The organism is Collimonas sp. (assembly GCF_039923675.1).
Classification (GTDB): Bacteria; Pseudomonadota; Gammaproteobacteria; order Burkholderiales; family Burkholderiaceae_D; genus Collimonas.
Map to the genome: position 1 here is coordinate 25,732 of NZ_JBDTCG010000080.1, position 18,469 is coordinate 44,200.

General features: G+C 57.6%; 21 protein-coding genes. 10 read left to right on the top strand and 11 right to left on the bottom strand.

The window, feature by feature from the left end:
* Window positions 1–32: 32 nt before the first annotated feature.
* From ABI171_RS16900 to ABI171_RS16915, 4 genes are all read right to left on the bottom strand, one after another.
* Entirely contained in the window at window positions 33–626 is a 594-nt protein-coding gene (locus tag ABI171_RS16900; protein ID WP_348093696.1) for a hypothetical protein, read from the bottom strand.
* Between the two features lie 7 nt (window positions 627–633).
* On the bottom strand, window positions 634–1,578 hold the full coding sequence (gene dapA / locus ABI171_RS16905; protein ID WP_348093697.1) for a 4-hydroxy-tetrahydrodipicolinate synthase: 945 nt from the start codon (window positions 1,576–1,578) through the stop codon (window positions 634–636).
* 61 nt (window positions 1,579–1,639) lie between these two features.
* Entirely contained in the window at window positions 1,640–2,023 is a 384-nt protein-coding gene (locus ABI171_RS16910; RefSeq protein WP_348093698.1) for a hypothetical protein, read from the bottom strand.
* Window positions 2,024–2,149: 126 nt separating this feature from the next.
* The gene (locus ABI171_RS16915; RefSeq protein ID WP_348093699.1) at window positions 2,150–2,932 is read right to left on the bottom strand and encodes an IclR family transcriptional regulator C-terminal domain-containing protein; all 783 of its coding nucleotides are present in this window, start codon (window positions 2,930–2,932) and stop codon (window positions 2,150–2,152) included.
* A 132-nt stretch (window positions 2,933–3,064) separates the two neighbouring features.
* On the opposite strand from ABI171_RS16915, the gene ABI171_RS16920 reads away from it, so the two are divergent.
* The 5 genes from ABI171_RS16920 to ABI171_RS16940 all read left to right on the top strand — a co-directional run bounded on the left by ABI171_RS16920 (window position 3,065) and on the right by ABI171_RS16940 (window position 8,509).
* Entirely contained in the window at window positions 3,065–3,949 is an 885-nt protein-coding gene (locus ABI171_RS16920; RefSeq protein ID WP_348093700.1) for a 4-hydroxyphenylpyruvate dioxygenase, read from the top strand.
* Complete coding sequence (locus ABI171_RS16925) at window positions 3,942–4,790, top strand: ThiF family adenylyltransferase (protein ID WP_348093701.1); 849 nt, start codon at window positions 3,942–3,944, stop codon at window positions 4,788–4,790. Before ABI171_RS16920 ends, ABI171_RS16925 begins: the two co-directional genes overlap by 8 nt.
* Window positions 4,787–5,674, top strand: coding sequence for a sugar phosphate isomerase/epimerase (locus ABI171_RS16930; RefSeq protein WP_348093702.1), 888 nt, complete (start codon window positions 4,787–4,789; stop codon window positions 5,672–5,674). Before ABI171_RS16925 ends, ABI171_RS16930 begins: the two co-directional genes overlap by 4 nt.
* A 316-nt stretch (window positions 5,675–5,990) precedes the next feature.
* Window positions 5,991–7,112 (top strand): porin, encoded by a 1,122-nt coding sequence (locus ABI171_RS16935; protein WP_348093703.1) that lies wholly within the window; start codon window positions 5,991–5,993, stop codon window positions 7,110–7,112.
* Between the two features lie 56 nt (window positions 7,113–7,168).
* The gene (locus ABI171_RS16940; protein WP_348093704.1) at window positions 7,169–8,509 is read left to right on the top strand and encodes an MFS transporter; all 1,341 of its coding nucleotides are present in this window, start codon (window positions 7,169–7,171) and stop codon (window positions 8,507–8,509) included.
* A 134-nt stretch (window positions 8,510–8,643) separates the two neighbouring features.
* Here ABI171_RS16940 and ABI171_RS16945 read toward each other — a convergent pair whose 3' ends face one another.
* Both ABI171_RS16945 and ABI171_RS16950 read right to left on the bottom strand, forming a co-directional pair.
* Window positions 8,644–9,351 (bottom strand): N-acetylmuramoyl-L-alanine amidase, encoded by a 708-nt coding sequence (locus ABI171_RS16945; protein WP_348093705.1) that lies wholly within the window; start codon window positions 9,349–9,351, stop codon window positions 8,644–8,646.
* Entirely contained in the window at window positions 9,348–10,301 is a 954-nt protein-coding gene (locus ABI171_RS16950; RefSeq protein WP_348093706.1) for a LysR family transcriptional regulator, read from the bottom strand. Before ABI171_RS16950 ends, ABI171_RS16945 begins: the two co-directional genes overlap by 4 nt.
* Before the next feature lie 128 nt (window positions 10,302–10,429).
* On the opposite strand from ABI171_RS16950, the gene ABI171_RS16955 reads away from it, so the two are divergent.
* Window positions 10,430–11,347 (top strand): EamA family transporter, encoded by a 918-nt coding sequence (locus ABI171_RS16955; RefSeq protein WP_348093707.1) that lies wholly within the window; start codon window positions 10,430–10,432, stop codon window positions 11,345–11,347.
* 437 nt (window positions 11,348–11,784) lie between these two features.
* Here ABI171_RS16955 and ABI171_RS16960 read toward each other — a convergent pair whose 3' ends face one another.
* Window positions 11,785–12,048, bottom strand: coding sequence for a hypothetical protein (locus ABI171_RS16960; protein WP_348093708.1), 264 nt, complete (start codon window positions 12,046–12,048; stop codon window positions 11,785–11,787).
* 513 nt (window positions 12,049–12,561) lie between these two features.
* On the opposite strand from ABI171_RS16960, the gene ABI171_RS16965 reads away from it, so the two are divergent.
* Window positions 12,562–14,460 (top strand): S53 family peptidase, encoded by a 1,899-nt coding sequence (locus tag ABI171_RS16965; protein WP_348093709.1) that lies wholly within the window; start codon window positions 12,562–12,564, stop codon window positions 14,458–14,460.
* 157 nt (window positions 14,461–14,617) lie between these two features.
* Complete coding sequence (locus ABI171_RS16970) at window positions 14,618–14,818, top strand: hypothetical protein (protein ID WP_348093710.1); 201 nt, start codon at window positions 14,618–14,620, stop codon at window positions 14,816–14,818.
* 369 nt (window positions 14,819–15,187) lie between these two features.
* Here ABI171_RS16970 and ABI171_RS16975 read toward each other — a convergent pair whose 3' ends face one another.
* Window positions 15,188–15,535, bottom strand: coding sequence for a hypothetical protein (locus ABI171_RS16975; protein WP_348093711.1), 348 nt, complete (start codon window positions 15,533–15,535; stop codon window positions 15,188–15,190).
* 414 nt (window positions 15,536–15,949) lie between these two features.
* Between ABI171_RS16975 and ABI171_RS16980 the strand changes: the two genes are divergently transcribed.
* Together ABI171_RS16980 and ABI171_RS16985 are read left to right on the top strand one after the other, a co-directional pair.
* The gene (locus tag ABI171_RS16980; protein WP_348093712.1) at window positions 15,950–16,600 is read left to right on the top strand and encodes a glutathione S-transferase family protein; all 651 of its coding nucleotides are present in this window, start codon (window positions 15,950–15,952) and stop codon (window positions 16,598–16,600) included.
* Between the two features lie 73 nt (window positions 16,601–16,673).
* Entirely contained in the window at window positions 16,674–17,033 is a 360-nt protein-coding gene (locus ABI171_RS16985) for a DUF1304 domain-containing protein (protein ID WP_348093713.1), read from the top strand.
* 56 nt (window positions 17,034–17,089) lie between these two features.
* Here the strand turns inward: ABI171_RS16985 and ABI171_RS16990 are convergent, their stop codons facing one another.
* The 3 genes from ABI171_RS16990 to ABI171_RS17000 form a co-directional block, all read right to left on the bottom strand.
* Complete coding sequence (locus tag ABI171_RS16990) at window positions 17,090–17,290, bottom strand: 4-oxalocrotonate tautomerase family protein (protein ID WP_038487586.1); 201 nt, start codon at window positions 17,288–17,290, stop codon at window positions 17,090–17,092.
* 84 nt (window positions 17,291–17,374) lie between these two features.
* Window positions 17,375–17,914: an NADPH-dependent FMN reductase gene (locus ABI171_RS16995; protein ID WP_348093714.1), complete on the bottom strand. Its 540-nt coding sequence runs from the start codon at window positions 17,912–17,914 to the stop codon at window positions 17,375–17,377.
* Window positions 17,915–18,082: 168 nt separating this feature from the next.
* Window positions 18,083–18,337 carry a hypothetical protein gene (locus ABI171_RS17000; protein ID WP_348093715.1) on the bottom strand — a complete coding sequence of 85 codons (255 nt, stop codon included), beginning with the start codon at window positions 18,335–18,337 and terminating at the stop codon, window positions 18,083–18,085.
* Window positions 18,338–18,469: the final 132 nt, after the last annotated feature.

The following is an 18,469-nucleotide window of genomic DNA, read 5'->3' on the forward strand; positions in this document are numbered from 1 at the left end:
GGGAGGCCGCCATTGGAAAGCAGCTTTCTGATTTATGAGGCGCAGGCCGCCATGCAATTTGCGTAAATGACGTGGTACAAGGCGCTGATGGTGACTTCATCGCGTCTTTGCGCGGAGAGATTGCTGAAGCGGATATGCGCGATTTTTCTAGCCAGCGACGACATGATGCTGCGCCCGGCGGCATTGTCGTCGATCAGCACCAGCAGCTGCAAGCCCGTATTGCGGACGCTGACAGCATGCACGCTTGCCGCCAGCTGAGCGTCCGCCTGCGATTCATCGGCCGGGATGGCGAACAGAGCCAGGTCGGCGTTCGCCAGCACGGTATGTGAACTGGCGTCGGTGTGTTTCGGTAAATGAACCAGGATGTCGTGATAGCGGGTTTTGGCAGATGCCAGTTCAGCGCCGATATCGTTGGCGGCGATCGTACGGATTTCAGCGCCGGTCTTGATTTCCGTTGCCAGCCAGCCGGCCGCGGCGTCCGGTGTTTGCACCGTTGCCGGATTTTGATAGACCAGCAGTACATTGCGGCCGGCGCGCGCACGCCGCCGCGCCAGCGCAGTCGCCATGGAATCGGCGATAGCGGACGATGCGGTGAGCACATGTTCAGAAGCGATAGTCAGGATCATGAAGCGCTCATCTCACCAGACCCAGCTGCCTTGATTTGCCGTTGATGGAAAATTCCGGCTTTTCTATTTTCATCGCAAACGGCAGCGCCATCAGTTCGTCCAGTGCACGCGCCAGCTTGACCCGGCCCGCCGCCGACATAGGTGTCATCGGCAAACGCAGTTCGTCCTGTATGTGGCTTTGGATGGAGAGTGCGGCTTTTACCGGTCCCGGATTCGGCTCGGAAAACAGCAGTTGTATCACCGGCAGCAGTTGTTTGAAGAGCGTGCGGGCGCGCTCGATCTGTCCGGCCCGCACCAGTTCAAACAAGCGTACGAACAAATCCGGCCGGATATGCGCGGCGGCGGAAATCGCGCCGTGGGCGCCGAGGCAGAGCGTGTTGAACAGCATGGCGTCGTCGCCGCAGAGGATTTTCAGGCCGCTGTGATGGAGCAGCTCCATGGTTTGCGCCAGGTTGCCGCCGCACTCCTTGATGGCGACGATATTGCGCTGGCGCTCCAGCGCAATGACTGTGCCCGGCTCGATGTTGACGCCGGTGCGCGAGGGAATGTTGTACAAGATGACCGGGTTCTCCGCAGCGGCGGCCACTGCTTCGAAATGCAGGCGCAGGCCTTCTTGTGACGGCCGCACATATGCTGGCGACGACACCAGAAAGGCTGTCGGTTGCAGCGTATTGATGTGGGCGATTTTCTCGGCGACGGCGCGCGTATCGCTGCCGCCGATGCCCATCGCCACCGGGCAACGGCCTTGCACTGCTTCCATGACACCGCACAGCAGCTTGTCTTGTTCATGCTCGTTCAGGGTCGCCGCTTCGCCGGTGGTGCCGCAGACTACCAGGCCGTGAACGCCGGCGCTGGATAGAGTGACTGCCAGTTGCTGCGCGCCATAGAGATCCAGCTTGCCTTGGCGGAAAGGCGTGACGAGAGGAACCCAGATACCTTCAAAGGTGGTCATGATGTTCTGATTTCAATAAGAGTTGAGAATGGGTTGCGCTGTAGCGCGCGGAGAATGACGTTTATGCCGGCAGCATCGGCGTGATGCGGCCGAATTCCGCCTGTGGCAGAACCCGCATGATGTTGCCGATGACGGAGTCGATCGATTTCTTGTTGAGGCAGAGCGAGAATTTCATCTTGCTGGCATGTTCCACCGGCTTGACGCGCATGTAGACCATGAGGTCGCCGCAGGTGCTGACGATTACCCGGCGCAAATCGGTCACCGATGCGGTGTCGACGGTGATCTGCATCATGAATTCTTTTTGCAGGGGGAGATTTTTGTGCTGCTTGTTGTGCTGCTTGAAGCGCAGCGGAAAAGGCAAGACCGCCGCTTGCATTTTTTGCGATACTGCTTCGGGAAGCAATGAAAAATGCCATGTCGATGCTGCTGAAATTACCTGATTCATAGAGAGTTCTACTGGTCGTTTTGGTAGTTACAGATTAGCAGCCGGCACGTAAAGATTCTCTAAAAAGGGATGAGCCGCATGTAAACAATGCGTAAAAATTCGTTGCTTGTTTTTACGCCCTCAGCATCAGACCCACATCATCAAGGTATTGGCGGTCGCTTGCAACGCCGGCACGCAACGCGCCGTTGCTTCCGCCCGGGAGCTGTTGGAAATCATCATGGATACGCTCACGGCGCCGATCAGCGTGCCGCGCCGGCTCTTGATCGGCACCGAAATGCCGCGCAGGCCGATTTCATACTGGTTTTCGGTAACGCCGAAACCATCTTCGCGGATCGCCAGCAATTCCCGCAGCAGCTGTTGCTTGTCGAGGATGGTCAGATGAGTGTAGGCGACCAGTTCGATGCGCTCCAGGTAGGCGTGCAATTTCGCATCCGGCAGCGCTGACAGCAGCACCCGGCCGGCGGTCGAGGTATAGGCCGGCAGGCGGGTGCCGGGTTCGAAGCCGGTGGTCAGCAGCCGCGGCGCATTGACGCGGCTGACATACACCACGTCGTCGCCCTCCAGCACCGAGTAGTTGGTTGATTCCTGCAATTGCAAGGTCAGGCGCTGCAGGAAAGGCACGATGGCGCGCGGCAGGCGCGCCGAATCCAGGTACGAGCGTCCCAGGTTGAGTACTTTCGGCGTCAGCCAGAAGCTGTGGCCATCGGTCGCCGCCAGGCCGATATGCACCAGTGTCAGCAGGTAGCGGCGCGCCGCGCTGCGGCTGAGTGCGACTTTTTCCGCCAGTTCGCGGGCGGTCAGCCGCACAGTGTCGTCGTTGAAGGCGGTGATGACGTCGACGCCCTTGATCAGGCCATCGATCAGGTCGCGTTTGGCGACCTCGACTTCCAGTAATTCCGGCTTTTTCATTTGCAGATAATCTCAAAAATGCGCGCTAATCGCGCCAACTGCGCGATTAGCACAATATATCAGATTTTCGACTCTGTTTTTCGCGGCGGCGGCTTCCTATACTTGGCCTGACAATTTCAGCCAAGGACCAGTATGACTGCGCAAGAACACAATCCGGAACCGAATAATCCGCTCGGCATAGATGGCATCGAATTTGTCGAATATGCAACGGTGCAGCCGCTGGCGCTAGGCGCCTTGCTGGAACAAATCGGGTTTGTGCCGACCGCACGTCACCGTTCGCGCGAAGTCACGTTGTATCGCCAAGGGGCGATGAATGTAATCGTCAATGCCGATCCGGCTTCTCTGCCGCAGAGCGAGGGCGAGGTGCAGGCAACTGTCATCAGCGCGATTGCATTGCGGGTACGTGACGCCGATGCCGCATATCGCCACGCGATCGAAAGCGGCGCCTGGGCGATCCAGACCCGTGCCGGCGTGATGGAGCTGAATATTCCGGGCGTGCACGGCGCTGGCGACTCGATCCTGTATTTTGTCGATCGTTTCCGCGATTTCTCTATTTACGACGTCGACTTCAAGCCGATCTTCAACGCCCCTGCGAATCCGCCGGCGCTGGCCGGGATGCATTTCTTCGGCGTGGTGCAAGCCATCGGCCGTGACCGCTCGCCCGAGTGGATCGATTTTTACCAGCAACTGATGGATTTCCGGCCGCTGCCGCAAGGACGCTATTTTGGCGTGCTGCCCAAGGGCGTTTTGCTTGAAAGTCCGTGCCACAGTTTTTACCTGCAACTGGTGGAGCCGCCAGACGGCGCCGCCGGCCTGCAGTGGGACGAACAATTGATACGCGTCGGCCTTGGCGCGCCGGACGTGCTAGACGCGGTGCGGCAGTTGAAGCAGCGCGGCATTGTTTTCGTCGACCGCGAATCAGCCCAGGTGAGCGCCAAGGGCGCGCTGACGCAGCTCTACAAAGGCGGCGTCAGTTTTGAACTGGTGGTCAGCCAGCGGGAGCGGCAACATGCTTGAGATTTCCGGCACTACCCGTATTTTTCCCGTGATCGGCTGGCCGGTGGAGCAAGTCAAGGCGCCGGCTCTGTTCAATGCTTACTTCCAGCAGCACGGTATCGACGCCCGCGTGGTGCCGCTCAAGATCGCGCCGGAGGCGTATGGCGCGGCGGTGCGCATGCTGATGGCGGTTGAGAATGTGGGCGGCATTTTCGTCTCGATTCCGCACAAGCCGATGAGCGTGGCCGCAGTCGATCAGCCGACTGCGCGCGCCGTCCTGGCAGGCGCCTGCAACGCCATTTACCGGACGGCGGACGGGCGGTCGCTGGCAGGCGACCTGATCGATGGCGAAGGCTTCATCCGTGCATTCGACCGCATTTGCAGCGACACCCCGTTCGACTGGCCGCGAGCCAGGGCGCTGGTGGTCGGCAGCGGCGGCGTTGGCTGCGCGGTGGCGGCGGCGCTGGCGGCGCGTGGTATCGGCCATGTGGCGATCTACGATAACCGTCTACCGCAGGCGCTTGCCTTGCAAATGCGTTTGCAGCAAGCTTTCCCGGCGACCCGGGTGGAGATCGGTAAGCCGCGCGCCGGGGGCTACGACCTGATCGTCAATTCGACCCCGCTCGGCATGTATGCCGGCGATCCGTTGCCGCTAGACCTGGAGGGCGTGGCGCCATCCTGCATCGTCGCCGATTGCGGCATGAAAATCGAAATGACCTCCTTGCTGCTGGAAGCGCAGCGGCTCGGCTGCCGCATCCAGAGGGGCAGGGAAATGATGATCGAACAATCGCCTTTGTATCTGGAGCTGTTTGGTTATCCGGGCGTATCTTCGGATGCTTTCCGCGCTTTGGGGGTGCTATGAACCTGAATAATTTCGGTATGGACAGCATCACGCTGGCCGGTCCGCTGGAATCGAAACTGTGCGCGTCCAGGGCCGCGGGTTTTTCACAGATCATGCTGTGGGCCAGAGATCTGGCGGGCCATGCCGGTGGTCTTGATGAAGCGGTGCGGCTGGTGAAGGCCAGCGGCGTGCGGGTTACCGGCATCCAGGTGATGCGCGACTTCGAAGGCTTGTCTGGCGCTCTGCACGAATACAAGCTCGATATTGCGAAGAACTTGCTGCAGGTGTGCAAGGCTGTCGGCGCGCCGCTGCTGATGGTGTGTTCAAGCACATCGAGCCATGCCAGTGGCGAGCTGGCGCTGATCGCGCGGCACCTGGCCAAGCTGGCGACGCTGGCGGTGCCGCTTGGCGTCCGTATCGGCTATGAAGCCTTGTCTTGGGGCCGGCACATCAACCAGTACACGCAATCGTGGGAAGCGGTAGAGCTGGCAGATCATGCCAACCTGGGAGTGGTGATCGACTCTTTTCACATGCTCGCCAACCAGGCCGACTTCGATGGTTTGACCGATATTCCCGGCCATAAGATCGCCATGGTGCAGCTATCCGATTTCATGTGGAGCGATATCCGCAGCGCCGAAGAAAGACTGGAAACCGCGCGCCATTTGCGCGTATTTCCCGGAGAGGGTGCACATTCGAAAGAATTGTCCGATTTGCTGCGCCGGCTGGACCGGGGCGGCTATCGCGGTGATTACAGCTTCGAAGTGTTCAACGACGATTACTTGCAGCTCTCGCCCGAGATCGTCGCCCGCCGCGCGCATTGCGCCGCCAAGTGGGTGACCGACCAGGTGCTGCGGCGCAATCTGCAGGTGCGGCAACCGGCGGCAGACCATCCGGCCATGGCCTAGAGGACTTTCACAGCCCAGCAGACGCCAGACCAGCATAAGAACAGCCGTGAATAACAAAAAGCGCTGCAGGTAGCAAGAAAACAAAAAGGAAACGGCAAGGAGACAGCATCAACCTACACCCAAAATCCGCGCAATTTTTCCACGGCGCGCATGTTCGCCCGCTCAATTCGTGCCTCGCCAAAAATATCGAAGCCGCTAACACCGGCTCGCCTTGCGAAGATATCCCGCTTCGCTAAATACCCGGGAAAAACCGCGGCACGCCCAGGGTGGGCCGCGGCGTGCAGTCAAACATAACAATAAATCCTATGGAGATGTCATGAAGAGAAAGATCTTTGCTGCCTGCAGTTTTGCCGGCTGTTCCGCTTTTGCGCAAGCAGAGCCTAACGTTACCTTGTATGGCGATATCGACCAGTACCTGGGCTACATCCACAGTAGCAGCGGCGCCAGCGTCACCGGCGTGAACGACGGCGCCATCTTGCGCAGCCGCCTTGGCTTGCGCGGTATCGAAGATCTGGGCAACGGCTACCAGACCAAATTCACCCTGGAGCAAGGCTTGAACGCCAACACCGGCGCCGCTGCGGACGCCAGCCGCCTGTTCGACCGCCAGGCCTGGATCGGCATGAATACGCCGCTTGGCGAGTTCCGCATCGGACGCCAGAACACGATTGTGTTTTTCATCGGCGGTGCGATCGACTATACCGAACGCACCACCTATGGTTCGCTCATCAACAGTTTTGGCGTGCCCTCGCGCTACGATAACGATCTTTCCTACAAGTCGCCTCGGCTCGCGGGTTTCCAGCTGGATGTCCACTACGCATTGACTGAAACCGCGGGTGAAAACCTAGGCGCGCGTGGCGTCTACCAGTTCGGACTGGACTACAGCAATGGCCCCTACCGCGCAGGTTATGCCGGCTTGTGGGCCAAGCCGGCGGCGCAGGCGGTATTTGCCGATAAAGTGGTCTATCACAATCTGTATGCCGACTACGATTACGGCGGCGGCAAGCTTTACTTCGCGTATGTGCGTAGCAACAACGTCACTGGCAATGCCAACGGCAACAATGCCGCGGCGATTCTCAATAATGTCAGCATTCCGAACAATGCCTATGCCGGCAATAACGCCAATGTGCAACGCATGTACAACATTTATCAGGTTTCAGCCGATTATCGCCTTAGCCCTCAGCTGCGTATCGGTGCCCTGTATGGCTTGATGAAGGATAGTTCCGGCGGCGGCGCGGGTGCGCGAGGCGGCAATGTCGGCGCCTACTGCGATTTATCCAAACGCACCACGCTCTACAGTTTCGCCAACTACATGAAGAACGATCCCAATGCCGGCTTTCGTTTCAGCGGTTCCGCCGGCCCCACGGCCAATCTGGCAGGCGCGGACATCAATGGCAAGAGCCTGGTCGGCCTGCAGGCCGGCATCCTGCACCGGTTCTGAGGATATTGCCTTCTCTCCGGAAACCGAATATATATCTACAGATCATCGAGGATTGCATGTCACCATCTACCGTATCGCAACAAATTTCTCCACAAACCGCGGCCGCAGCTGCGCCGGCTTCTACCCGTTCATCGCGTAAGGCCGCGCTCGCCAGCTGGATAGGCAGCGCGGTTGAGTACTACGATTTTTTTATCTACGGCACTGCTGCGGCGCTGGTGTTCGGCAAGATATTCTTTCCGTCATTCGATCCCGCGACCGCCTCGATTGCCGCCTTCGCCACCTTTGGCGTCGCTTACATAACGCGGCCGATCGGCGCCGTGGTGCTGGGACACATCGGCGATAAATACGGCCGCAAGAAGGTGCTGACGTTTACCTTGCTGTTGATGGGCGTCTCGACTTTCCTGGTCGGCCTGTTGCCAACCTATAGCCAGGTTGGCATCGCTGCACCGGTCATGCTGGTCATATTACGGATGTTGCAGGGTGTGTCGGCGGCGGGTGAGCAGGCCGGCGCCAATTCGATGACGCTGGAGCATGCGCCGGCGCACCGCCGCGCTTTCTTCACCAGCTTTACCTTGAGCGGCACCCAGGCCGGCCTGATCCTGGCGACCCTGGTGTTCTTGCCGATTTCTGCATTGCCGGAAGAGCAGTTGCTGTCCTGGGGCTGGCGGATTCCGTTTTTCCTCAGTGCCGTGGTGGTGATGGTCGGCATCTGGGTGCGCCGCACCTTGCCTGAAACGCCGGCGTTCAACGATGAAAAATCCCGGCAATCGGACGAATTGCCACTTGCAATCTTGTTCCGTGAGCATAAAGTTGCCTTGTTGCGGGTGATTTTCGCGGCGCTGATTTCGGTGGTGAGCACCATCTTCAGCGTCTTTACGCTGTCATATGCGGTCAACACCATGCATATTCCGCGCGCTACCATGCTGACCGTGCTGATCCTGGCCAATGTGGTGGCGCTGGCCGCGATTCCGGCCTTCGCCATCTTGTCCGACCGCATCGGCCGCAAGCCGGTGTTCATCTTCGGTGCGCTCGGCTCGGCGGCGCTGGTGTGGCCTTACCTGTGGAGTATCCACCAGGCAGACATCCCGCTCATTTTTACTTTCGGCTTGCTATTATCCGGCGTGGTCTATAGCGCAGCCAATGGCATCTGGCCATCGCTTTACGGCGAAATGTTCAATACGCGGGTGCGTTTGTCAGGCATGGCGATCGGCACCCAGATCGGCTTCGGCCTGGGCGGCTTCGCGCCGACCATCAGCGCCGCGATCCAGGGGCCGGGCGCGAACGGCTGGATGCCGGTTGCCATCTTCGTCAGCATCACCGCTGTGATCGCTGCGATTTCGGCCGCGACGGCGAAAGAAACTTATCGCACACCCATGTCGGAGCTAGGCAAGCATTGAACTACAAACGACGATCGCGAATCGTGATGCGTCAGGTATTTACCCTGCGATACGAACAGCGGCGCCCGCATTAGCCGCGCACGTCGGCGCCATTCTGTGGGCGGCAAGAGAATGGCGCTGCCTGAAGCGGAATTTTATTGTTCTGCCGGCAGACACTGAAGGATGCCATTGGCAATCGCGTTTGCCGCACGATCGGCAAACTGCGGCGCCGCCAGGCGCGGCTCCTCGTCGGGATTGGCCAGCACTCCGACTTCGAGCAGCAGCGCCGGCGCTTCAGCGGTTTTCAGCACCACCAGATCATCAAAGCGATGGATCCCCAAGGCACTGTCGATCAAGGGCCGGTTTTCGCCGGCAATCGGCGTCGCGTGGTACAGCGACGGATGTTCGCCGATCGCTTGCATGCCGCGGCCGATGTTTTTTGCGCATGCCAGGCTGCGCGCGTATTGCGGCTTGCCGACGGAAACGAATAGCGCATAGCCGGAAAATTCGCGGCTCCTGCCGGCATCCAGCCACGCTTGCTGCATCGAGTCATGATGGATGGAGATGAACAGCGCGGCGCCGCTGCTGGCTTGGGTGCGCGCTTGCAGAGACTGCGGCGAACCGGCTGCAGCGACATCGGTCACGCTCAGCCCCTTTGCTCGCAAGGCCTTGATCAAGGCGATCGTCAGTTGCCGGTTGAGGTCGAATTCACGCTTGCCGTTGTGACCGATGGCGCCGGGCTTTTCGGTGGTATGGCCGGTATCGACCACCACTTGTTGCGCAGCGCAGGCACTGGCGGAGCTGTAAAGGGAAACCAGGAAAACCAGCGACAGTAGCTGTTGACGGACACTGGTATGTTTCATGGACTGGTCGCCAGCCGCTGCCGTGCCGCTGGTTTCAGGTCTGCTTCCAGATGCTGCGCCAGATAGTCGATGAAGACCCGCATTTTTGGCGCCAGATAACGCGTCGGCAGATATTGTATGTACGCCGTGCCCTGATAGGCGGAGACGAATTCCCAGTCGCTCAGCAGCGCTTTCACCAGGCCCTGTTCGAGCGCGCTGCGCGCCGTGAAATAGGGCAGGCAGCCGATCCCCAGGTGTTGCAGCACGCCTTCCAGCCGCGCGCCGCTGTGATTGACGACGTAGCGGCCGCTGACCTTGACGATGGTGGCTTCGCCTTTGCGCAAGAATCGCCAGTCGGCGTCGCCCGGGTTTTCTCCCAGCGACAGGCAGCTGTGGCCGCACAAGTCTTGCGGCTGGCGCGGCGTGCCATGCCGCGCCAGGTAGGCCGGCGTGGCGCACAATACCTGGTCAACCGACATCAGCGGCCGCGCCGCCAGTCCTTCGGCTGGTTGCTGGGTAATGTTGATCACCAGGTCGGCATCGTCGTTGATCAGGTTGAGATGGCGATCGTTGAGGATCAGCTGCACGTCGACTTGCGGATATTTTTCAAGAAAGCCGGGTATCAACGGCGCCACCACCGATTTGCCGAACGCTTTCGGCATGCCGACCCGCAGCAGGCCGCGCGGCAGCGCCACGAATTTGTCCGCAACTTCGGTTGCCGCCCTGGCGGCGCTGACCATGTCCTGGCAGCGCAGGAAAGTCTCGCTGCCGGATTCACTCAGGCGCAGTTTGCGTGTGGTGCGTTCCAGCAGCCTGATCGCCAGCGCCTTCTCCAGGCGCGAAACCTGGCGGCTGACGGCCGATGGCGTCATGCCCAGCTCCAGCGCCGCGGCAGAGAAACTGCCGGTCTCCACTACCCGTACAAACACCGCCATGTCCGGCATCAACTTGATGTATCGATGATTGCTCATTTATTCCCGTTGGGTACAAGTATTGTTCCGATTCGACAGATTATCGTATTTGTCCTGATAAAACATAATAAGCCTTCATGTCTGACGCCGAATTGACAGAGGCATCAACAGGACCTAGGTAAAACCCGATGACAACATTCTTTTCTGCTTTCTCCGCAAAAAAAATCTGGATTGCCGACTTGCTGCTGTTGTTGGTCGCCGCGGTCTGGGGCACCAGTTACGGGGTTGCCAAGCAGGCCCTGGTTTTCTATCCGGTGCTGGGTTTCGTCGCGCTGCGCTTCAGCATGACGTTTTTGCTGTTGTTGCCGAGCTTGCGCCGGCTGGCACAGCCGCAAGGCAGGGCCGCCTTGTATGCAGGATTGCCGCTGGGGCTGATCCTGCTGGCCATATTTGTATGCGAGACCTTTGGCCTGGCCCAGACCAAGGCCTCCAATGCGGCTTTCCTGATCAGCCTGTTTGTCGTGTTCACGCCTTTTGTCGAGTGGCTGGTGATGGCGCGGCGCCCGAGCGGCAGCGCTTTCCTGATGGCGTTCGTCTCGCTTTTCGGGACCTGGTTGCTGACCTATGGCGGCAGTTCGTCATTCAACCTGGGTGACGGCCTGATGCTGGCCGCAGCCTTGCTGCGCGCCTTCATGGTGTGCATGACCAAGCGCTTGACGTTCAACAAGGACATGTCGACGCTGGCCTTGACTGCGGTGCAATCCGGCGTGGTCGGACTTGGCTGTTTTCTGATTGCGGGCCTGTTCATGCAGAGTGGACTGCCGCCGTTGCCGAGCGCCGCCGGTTTCTGGATCGGCACTTTTTACCTGGTATTGTTTTGCACCATTTTTGCTTTTTTTGCACAGAATTATGGCGTGCGGCAGGGGAACCCCACCCGGGTTTCCTTGCTGATGGGAAGCGAGCCTTTATTCGGCGCCTTGTTTGTTTCGCTCTGGCTGGGCGAGCAACTCAGTCTTTTGTCGTGGATTGGCGGCGGCTTGATTGTTGCCGCAACGTTATGGGCGACTCTACCGCACTCGATATTTTTCGCGCGGCTGGCAAAATAAATCGCCGCCGGCGCGTAACACCGAGACGGGGGCGTCGCCGGGATTGCATTACATTTAATTTCTAAAAAAACGGCTACAGGATATGGCTCGTCAATTTTTCCGCAACCTGCAAAAGACCCTTCAACGCACTGAGGCGCAGGCATTCCCCCTTAAATTTCGAGCGAGAACAGCGCTCCCCCTGATCCCGCCGACATCTCCCCGCCGCGCCAATCACGCAATGCACTATTTGACATTCAAGTGACGGCGTGCACATTCAAGCTTTATCGGATGCCAACTAAATGATTTGAAGAAGGCAAAACGTTCTAATAAATTCTGTTTACTTGTGCAAAAAGCTGTCATATTATTGGTCCAGCAAAAATATACAGACCTGTATGTTTATGAAAGATTTTTCATAGAGCAGTAGATGTTATAGAAGCATGAATTTAATGTTTAGATATTTAATTCATGATTTTTTCAGCCCTTGAAAAATAGATAAATATTAAATAGTAAATTGTTTGCCCGGACTCCGCTTCAAGAGAAGAACCCTTCCGGTTTTTACGGAAATAAAGCAAGCCTTTTACAGAGACTTTGTCAGGCCCAATATCCTCGGTGCTCCCGCCGTTTGTTCCGCCTGCTCCCGCGGGCGGAACGTTTTTTTTCCAACTGTCAGTGCTGCTGGCGCTGATTTGTTTTTTTGTGCATCGGCCTATCATCTCGGCCATGCACGCGATGAAATAAATTTTTTCTGTCAAAAAGCGGAAGCGAAATACGCGCTTCGGTAGAAGAAAATATCAGAACATTTTGTATTGCTATGCAGAAATAAATGATTTACTCTGATTCATCGGAAAAACATATTCAAGTTGTAGAAGCAGGAAGCATAGCTTTGATTTTTTACACGGCGTTCGCTCCAAAAGAGTAATCGACGCCGATGTTAATCCTCAAGAGGGAAGTCCCATGATTTGCGCCAGACTCAATTTGAAATTCCCGCAGTTGCATTCGTCGCCTGACGAAATTTGCTGCTGTAAAGCTTCTCCCATCTTCCGGCACATGCAGCTTTAATGCTGCCGCCAACCCCTTAACGGACTAGTTTCAGGATTACGTTTCTGCACTAGTCTCGTTATCTGTTGCATCACGCTCCGTGATGCAGACACCAGCGCCAAGTCAACCTTTGCATTGCAGATCGCCTTGCAAGGCCGCGGCGTCCCTTATCTGTTCTTTTCAAGAGGAATAAGAGTATGAAATCGGAAACATCAGCAAAGGTAGCAGCAGGGAGAAGCAAGATTCGCCAGATTCCCCAGGTTACGGCGTTGTCGTTAGCGCTGTCACTGGTGTTTGTGTCCATGTCCGCTCATGCAGCTGCGGTGGATAACACGACTTGGGTAGCCACCAAGACGCAGGCGTTTTTGCCGCAGGTGCAAGCCAATCAAAAAAGTGTAGCGGCCGACGCCAGCGTGCAAACGCCGGCAGAATCAGCCGTGCAGCTGGCGCAAGGCGAGCCGGTCCATGTGACGTTGAGTCTGAACTTGCGTAACGAAGCTCAGCTTGATCAATTCCTGCAAGAGCTGCGTACGCCAGGCAGCGCTTCCTACGGAAAATTCCTGACGCCGGCGCAATTCGCTGAAAAATACGCACCGACGGAAAAAGATGTTGCCGCTGTAGTTGCCCATCTGAGCAAAGCCGGTTTCGTCAATATCTCGGTGTCGCCGAATCGTCAGCTGGTGTCCGCCGACGGCACTGCCGCCACGGTGCAAACAGGCTTCCGCACTGCGCTGAAACGCTTCCAGCAAGACGGCCGCAAAGTATTTGCCAACACAGATGCGGCACAAGTGCCTGCGGCCTTGAGCAACATCGTCGGTTCGGTGCTCGGCCTGCAAAACGTTGCGCTCGCCCAGACCCACCATCGCTTCGTACTGGATGCAGAAGGCGGCGTGGCGTTGCAAGCCAAGGCCACGCCAAATGCGACGCCGGTGGCTACGCCGCACAGCCCTGCGGAATTCCCGGCAATCTATAATGCCGGCAGCACGCCAACCGGTTCCAACACTACCGTCGGCATCATCTCCGAAGGCGACATCACGCCGACGATTACCGACCTGAAAGCATTCACGACAGCCAAGGGGCTCGCCACCGTCAGTACTTCTGTGGTGCAAACCGGTCCTTCGGGCAGCGACTATAGCGATACTTCCGGCCAGGTCGAATGGAACCTGGACAGCCAGACCATCACCGGTACTTCAGGCGGCGTCAAGAAACTGATTTTCTACGCGTCGCCAGACATGCAGTTCAGCAGCATCACTACCTCGTACAACAAGGTGGTGACCGACAATGTGGCGAAAGTCATCAACGTCTCGCTCGGCGGCTGCGAATCGGATACGCATAGCGACGGCACCCAGGCAGCGGACGACAATGTCTTCAAGCAAGCTGTGGCGCAAGGCCAGACCTTCTCGATTTCGACAGGCGACGCCGGCACCTACAATTGCCAGACCAGCTCGATTTCCGGCGCGCCTGGCGTACCGAAAAACAAATCGACCTATGACGTCAGCGAGCCAGCCAGTTCGCCATACGTTATCGCCGTCGGCGGTACTACCTTGTACACCAATGCAGGCGCATACAGTAGCGAAACGGTCTGGAATGAAGGGCTGAGCGCCATCGGCGTCTACGACAGCCAGGGCGATTCCGATCCGACCAAGCGCTTGTGGGCAACCGGCGGCGGCTTCAGCAAGTACGAGGCGGCGCCGAGTTACCAGAAGGGCGTGATCACTGCAGGCAAGACCACCCGTGGTCTGCCGGACATTGCCTTTGACGCCGCCAGCGCCAGCGGCGCCACCATCTACTACAACGGTCGTACCGGCACGGTAGGCGGCACCAGCCTTGCAGCGCCGATCTTCACTGGCACCTGGGCCCGTCTGCAATCGGCCAACGGCAACGCACTGGGCTTCCCGGCAGCGAGTTTCTACAAGTATTTTCCATTGGCTGCCAACGCCGCGCTGCTGCACGACGTCACTTCCGGCACCAACGGCGCCAGCAGTTCCTACGGCTATAAAGCCGCCAAGGGCTGGGATGCGACGACAGGTTTCGGTAGCCTGAACATCGCCAACCTGAACACCTTCATCAAGAACACTTCGGATTTTGCGCGTTAATTCGTACGATTCGCATAGCAAATATCCGGGTATTTTGTAGAAGGCATGTTTGACCTCACCGCTGCGGCCTTTCCGGTCTGCTGCGGTGAGCAATGGCACTAGCAAGACTGAGCGCATAAGGTGGTTTGACGGGTGTGATGAGGTACGGAGAACTGACATGAATCAATCGAATCTGGCCTGGCTGATCGCCGCCCTGGTATTTGGCCTTGGCGGCATTTATGCCGTCTGGGCAGCTGACGATGCGAATGCGGGCGACCATGCCGCAGCCGCAATCGCCGCACAAGACCATGGTAGCCATGCGGCTGGCGTGTCGGAAAAACCGAAAGATGCCGTCAACATCAATCCGTTCGGGAAATAGCAATGTCTATGGAAAATTCTGTGTTCCAGCCTGTTGAAACAGGCAAGCAGACAAGTATTTGTAGAAGGAAGAATCAGCAATGACCGCATATCTGCAACGACAAGACCGGCTCGCGCTGGTTACCCAGGCTACGGCAAACGTTACCGGCAAACGATTTTGTTCACATCATCAAGGCGAAGTGGCAGTCGCGGAGGGCGATTTTGTCATGCGCAATAAATCCAGGCGCTGGATTTGCTTCCGCTGCCAGGAACGCAGCCAGGCGCATCGCAATGCGTTAATGACGCGCACGGGATAGCGTTGGCCGGGACAAAAAAATCGCCACATCGTGGCGATTTTCGGGCGAGCGAACTACCGTGCATTTTTCAATGCTTAGCGAAATGCCGCCAGCGGATCGTATTGCAATCCTGAATTGCTGTCCTGCTCTTTGGCCGTCGTGTCATTCCGGATGAAATTTACCGATTTCACCTGCCATTCGCCACGTTGCAGTTTCCAGCCGTGGATGACTTTTTGCCAACCCGGCTTCAAGTACTGCTGGTCGGCACGGTCAAGTTCCCAATGGCCGGCTTCCCATACATACCAGCCATCGACGTAATCCCAGAAACCCGGGCTCCACACCAGTCCGGCGCGCGAGTGCGGCGCAGCTTCCGGCTTGGCCGGCGGCGGTGCGTTTTTCAAAATGACATTGGGATCTCCCTGGCCTTTTAGAGGCTGTTTCACGAAAGACGAAAAGCGTCCGGAGATGATCGCTGCGATGCTGAGTTGAGATTTTAATTTGCTCTCCTGAATGAGTCCAGTGCTATCGATTGTACGAAGCCAGGTCGATAAAAATGTGTCCTGTGCATTTACTTACACTTATCATTATTCATTTACAGAGTAAAACTTTCGCCATCGCCCGCAAAGACTGGCGTTTCTGGTGTGTTTTCTCTATGGGAAAGAAACAATTTACAGTGCGCCGGATGATGATGGAATTTTCTTGTCATTAGATTAATGACATAGAGTTTTGTGCTTGAAAAATAGAGGTTTTCAACTACGACGACAGCGAAATATTCACGGTTTGTTTCTTAATGTGTCATCGATCCATGGGATATATTACGGATTCCCGTCACCGCATAAAATTAAAAGGAAAGCGCCATGACACAAAGCCGCCACGTCACTCTTTTTCATTGCCCGAACACGCGCTCCAAGGGCGCGCGCATTTTGCTGGAAGAGCTTGGCGCAGACTATGAACTGCACCCACTCAACATGAAAATCGGCGAGCAGCGCGGCGCCGCCTACCTGGCCGTCAATCCGATGGGGAAGGTGCCGGCGATCAAGCATGGCGAGGCACTGATTACCGAACAGCCGGCGGTCTACCTTTACCTGGCCGACCTGTATATGGATAAAGGCTTGGCGCCGGCGCTCGATGATCCCTTGCGCGGCCCTTATCTGCGCTGGATGGTGTACTACGGCTCGAGTTTCGAACCGGCGCTGGTCGACCGCGCGCGCAAGGTTGCGCCGTCGTCGGCGACCATGCTGCCTTACGGCGACTTCGACACCATGCTCAAGACCTTGACCGACCAGCTGGAGAAGGGGCCATATATTCTGGGCGACAAGTTCAGCGCCGCCGACGTCTTGTGGGGCACCGCGCTGACCTGGACCACGGGTTTCCAGATCGTGCCGATGTCGCCGGTGATCCAGGCCTATATCGACAGGATCAACGCCCGCCCGGCGGTGCAAAGAGTGACCGCGCTTGACGCCGAATTGGCCGCGCAGCAAACCAAGCCGGCCGAATCAGCGCCTTAGTCCGAATCAACTCAGCTTATTTCCACCACACCGCATCAATAAATCAATAAATTAAATAATAAGGGAGTCTGTTTTGAATACTGTCATCAACCTGCTGATCGCCTTGGTCGCCTTGCTGCATGTGTATTTTCTGGTGCTTGAGATGTTCTTGTGGGATAAGCCGTTCGGCCTCAAGACATTCCGGCTGACGCCAGAGTTTGCGTCGGCATCGAAGGCGCTGGCCGCCAATCAAGGTTTGTATAACGGTTTCCTGGCGGCAGGCCTGGCCTGGGGTTTGTGCCTTGGCGTCGAAGGTTTCTCGATCAAGGTATTTTTCCTGGCATGCGTGATCGTCGCCGGCATCTTCGGCGCGCTCACGGTGAGCCGGAAAATCCTGTTCATCCAGGCATTGCCTGCAGCAATCGCCTTGGGCTTGTTGCTGGCGCTGCGATAGGCCGGCTGTTGGCGTGGTATTCGGGTATTCCGGCAACCCGGGATACCCGTCATTCTTCAGCCGTGCAGCTTCTTGTAATCGTCCGACAGCATCCCGCCGAAGCCCCAGTCATCTTCATTGATTTCCTGGATCACGATGTGCGTCTGCTCGGGCTTTTTGCCTAGCACGCGTACCAGGGATGCGGTGACATCCTTGACCAATTCCTCTTTCTGCTGGCGGCTGGCGCCCTTGGTGATTTGAATATTTACATATGGCATATTGCTGCTTCCTTATGAGGTGGCGATGGGGGAGCTGTCAGCCGGCGCCGGCTGACAGCTGAACCCGATCATACAAGGTAAAAATTATCGGCGCTCTGCGTGGCTGTCAGTCACTGCATCAACTAATGCCGCCAGCGCGGCGCGCAAGGTCGCAGCAATCTCCGGGTGCGCGACAATTTGATCTTCGCTGAGTTTTGCGCCCAGGATGGGTACCGTGACGCTAGCTTCATCAACGATCAGCGCCGACATCATTGTCACGATTTCCCTCAAGGATGCCTGCGCATGCACCGCCCGCGGCGAGGCGTTCAGCAAGGCCACAGGCTTGAGCACGAAAGCCTCGCAACCGACCATCCAGTCGAGTGCGTTCTTCATGGCGCCGGTGATGCCGTGCACATATTCAGGGCTGGCGATAAGCAGCGCATCGGCGGCCATGATGCGGGCGCGCAGGTCCGCCACTGATGGCGGATCGCTGGCTTCGATGTCGGGATTGAACAGCGGTAGGTCACCCAGGCCGCGATAGAGCTCTATGCGCAAGCCGGCCGGCGCCAGGCGGGCCAAGGCGCGCAACAGGTCGGAATTGTGCGATGCGGCGCGCAAGCTGCCTGAGATTGCAAGGAAATTCATGGTGCCCGTGGTCTGTGCAAGGGCATCCATTATGCCGACATGCGTCATCGATTGCCGGCAACGTGTAAAAAACAAGCCCGCGCGAATCGGCTTCGGCGCGGGCTTGCTGTCGGTATTTCGCCAAAGCCTGCTTGCAGCTCCGGCAACATCGAACCATGAATCTGCTGCTTACTTGGCTGGAGCCGGTTGCGCGGCAGGCGCTGCGGCATGTGCGGCCGCAGCCTCGTCAGCGGCTTTTTTGTTGGCCAGGTGTCGTCCGACGACGCAGCCGCCGATTGCGCCCACCACCGCATGGTGCCCGGCATAGTGACCTGCCACGCCACCTACGGCGGCGCCTTTCAGGCAACCCTTGGCGCTGGCTGTACCTGTAGTGCCAGCCAGTGCAAGCGCGCATAACATTACCGCAATGATTTTCGTGTTCATGGTGTTTCCTTATTTCGTCAAGTATTGGTGGTGGCGATTGCGCCGGCTTTCAGCTTGGTTTGCAGCCTGTTAACGCTAGTGGCTGGGCGGTCGGTTGACAGACTTGTAAAAAAACACCCGACAGACACAATT

Coding starts and splice junctions, on each gene's coding strand:
- ABI171_RS16900 (WP_348093696.1), bottom strand. CDS start 626: ATGATCCTGACTATCGCTTCTGAACATGTGCTCACCGCATCGTCCGCT.
- dapA (WP_348093697.1), bottom strand. CDS start 1,578: ATGACCACCTTTGAAGGTATCTGGGTTCCTCTCGTCACGCCTTTCCGC.
- ABI171_RS16910 (WP_348093698.1), bottom strand. CDS start 2,023: ATGAATCAGGTAATTTCAGCAGCATCGACATGGCATTTTTCATTGCTT.
- ABI171_RS16915 (WP_348093699.1), bottom strand. CDS start 2,932: ATGAAAAAGCCGGAATTACTGGAAGTCGAGGTCGCCAAACGCGACCTG.
- ABI171_RS16920 (WP_348093700.1), top strand. CDS start 3,065: ATGACTGCGCAAGAACACAATCCGGAACCGAATAATCCGCTCGGCATA.
- ABI171_RS16925 (WP_348093701.1), top strand. CDS start 3,942: ATGCTTGAGATTTCCGGCACTACCCGTATTTTTCCCGTGATCGGCTGG.
- ABI171_RS16930 (WP_348093702.1), top strand. CDS start 4,787: ATGAACCTGAATAATTTCGGTATGGACAGCATCACGCTGGCCGGTCCG.
- ABI171_RS16935 (WP_348093703.1), top strand. CDS start 5,991: ATGAAGAGAAAGATCTTTGCTGCCTGCAGTTTTGCCGGCTGTTCCGCT.
- ABI171_RS16940 (WP_348093704.1), top strand. CDS start 7,169: ATGTCACCATCTACCGTATCGCAACAAATTTCTCCACAAACCGCGGCC.
- ABI171_RS16945 (WP_348093705.1), bottom strand. CDS start 9,351: ATGAAACATACCAGTGTCCGTCAACAGCTACTGTCGCTGGTTTTCCTG.
- ABI171_RS16950 (WP_348093706.1), bottom strand. CDS start 10,301: ATGAGCAATCATCGATACATCAAGTTGATGCCGGACATGGCGGTGTTT.
- ABI171_RS16955 (WP_348093707.1), top strand. CDS start 10,430: ATGACAACATTCTTTTCTGCTTTCTCCGCAAAAAAAATCTGGATTGCC.
- ABI171_RS16960 (WP_348093708.1), bottom strand. CDS start 12,048: ATGGCCGAGATGATAGGCCGATGCACAAAAAAACAAATCAGCGCCAGC.
- ABI171_RS16965 (WP_348093709.1), top strand. CDS start 12,562: ATGAAATCGGAAACATCAGCAAAGGTAGCAGCAGGGAGAAGCAAGATT.
- ABI171_RS16970 (WP_348093710.1), top strand. CDS start 14,618: ATGAATCAATCGAATCTGGCCTGGCTGATCGCCGCCCTGGTATTTGGC.
- ABI171_RS16980 (WP_348093712.1), top strand. CDS start 15,950: ATGACACAAAGCCGCCACGTCACTCTTTTTCATTGCCCGAACACGCGC.
- ABI171_RS16990 (WP_038487586.1), bottom strand. CDS start 17,290: ATGCCATATGTAAATATTCAAATCACCAAGGGCGCCAGCCGCCAGCAG.
- ABI171_RS16995 (WP_348093714.1), bottom strand. CDS start 17,914: ATGAATTTCCTTGCAATCTCAGGCAGCTTGCGCGCCGCATCGCACAAT.
- ABI171_RS17000 (WP_348093715.1), bottom strand. CDS start 18,337: ATGAACACGAAAATCATTGCGGTAATGTTATGCGCGCTTGCACTGGCT.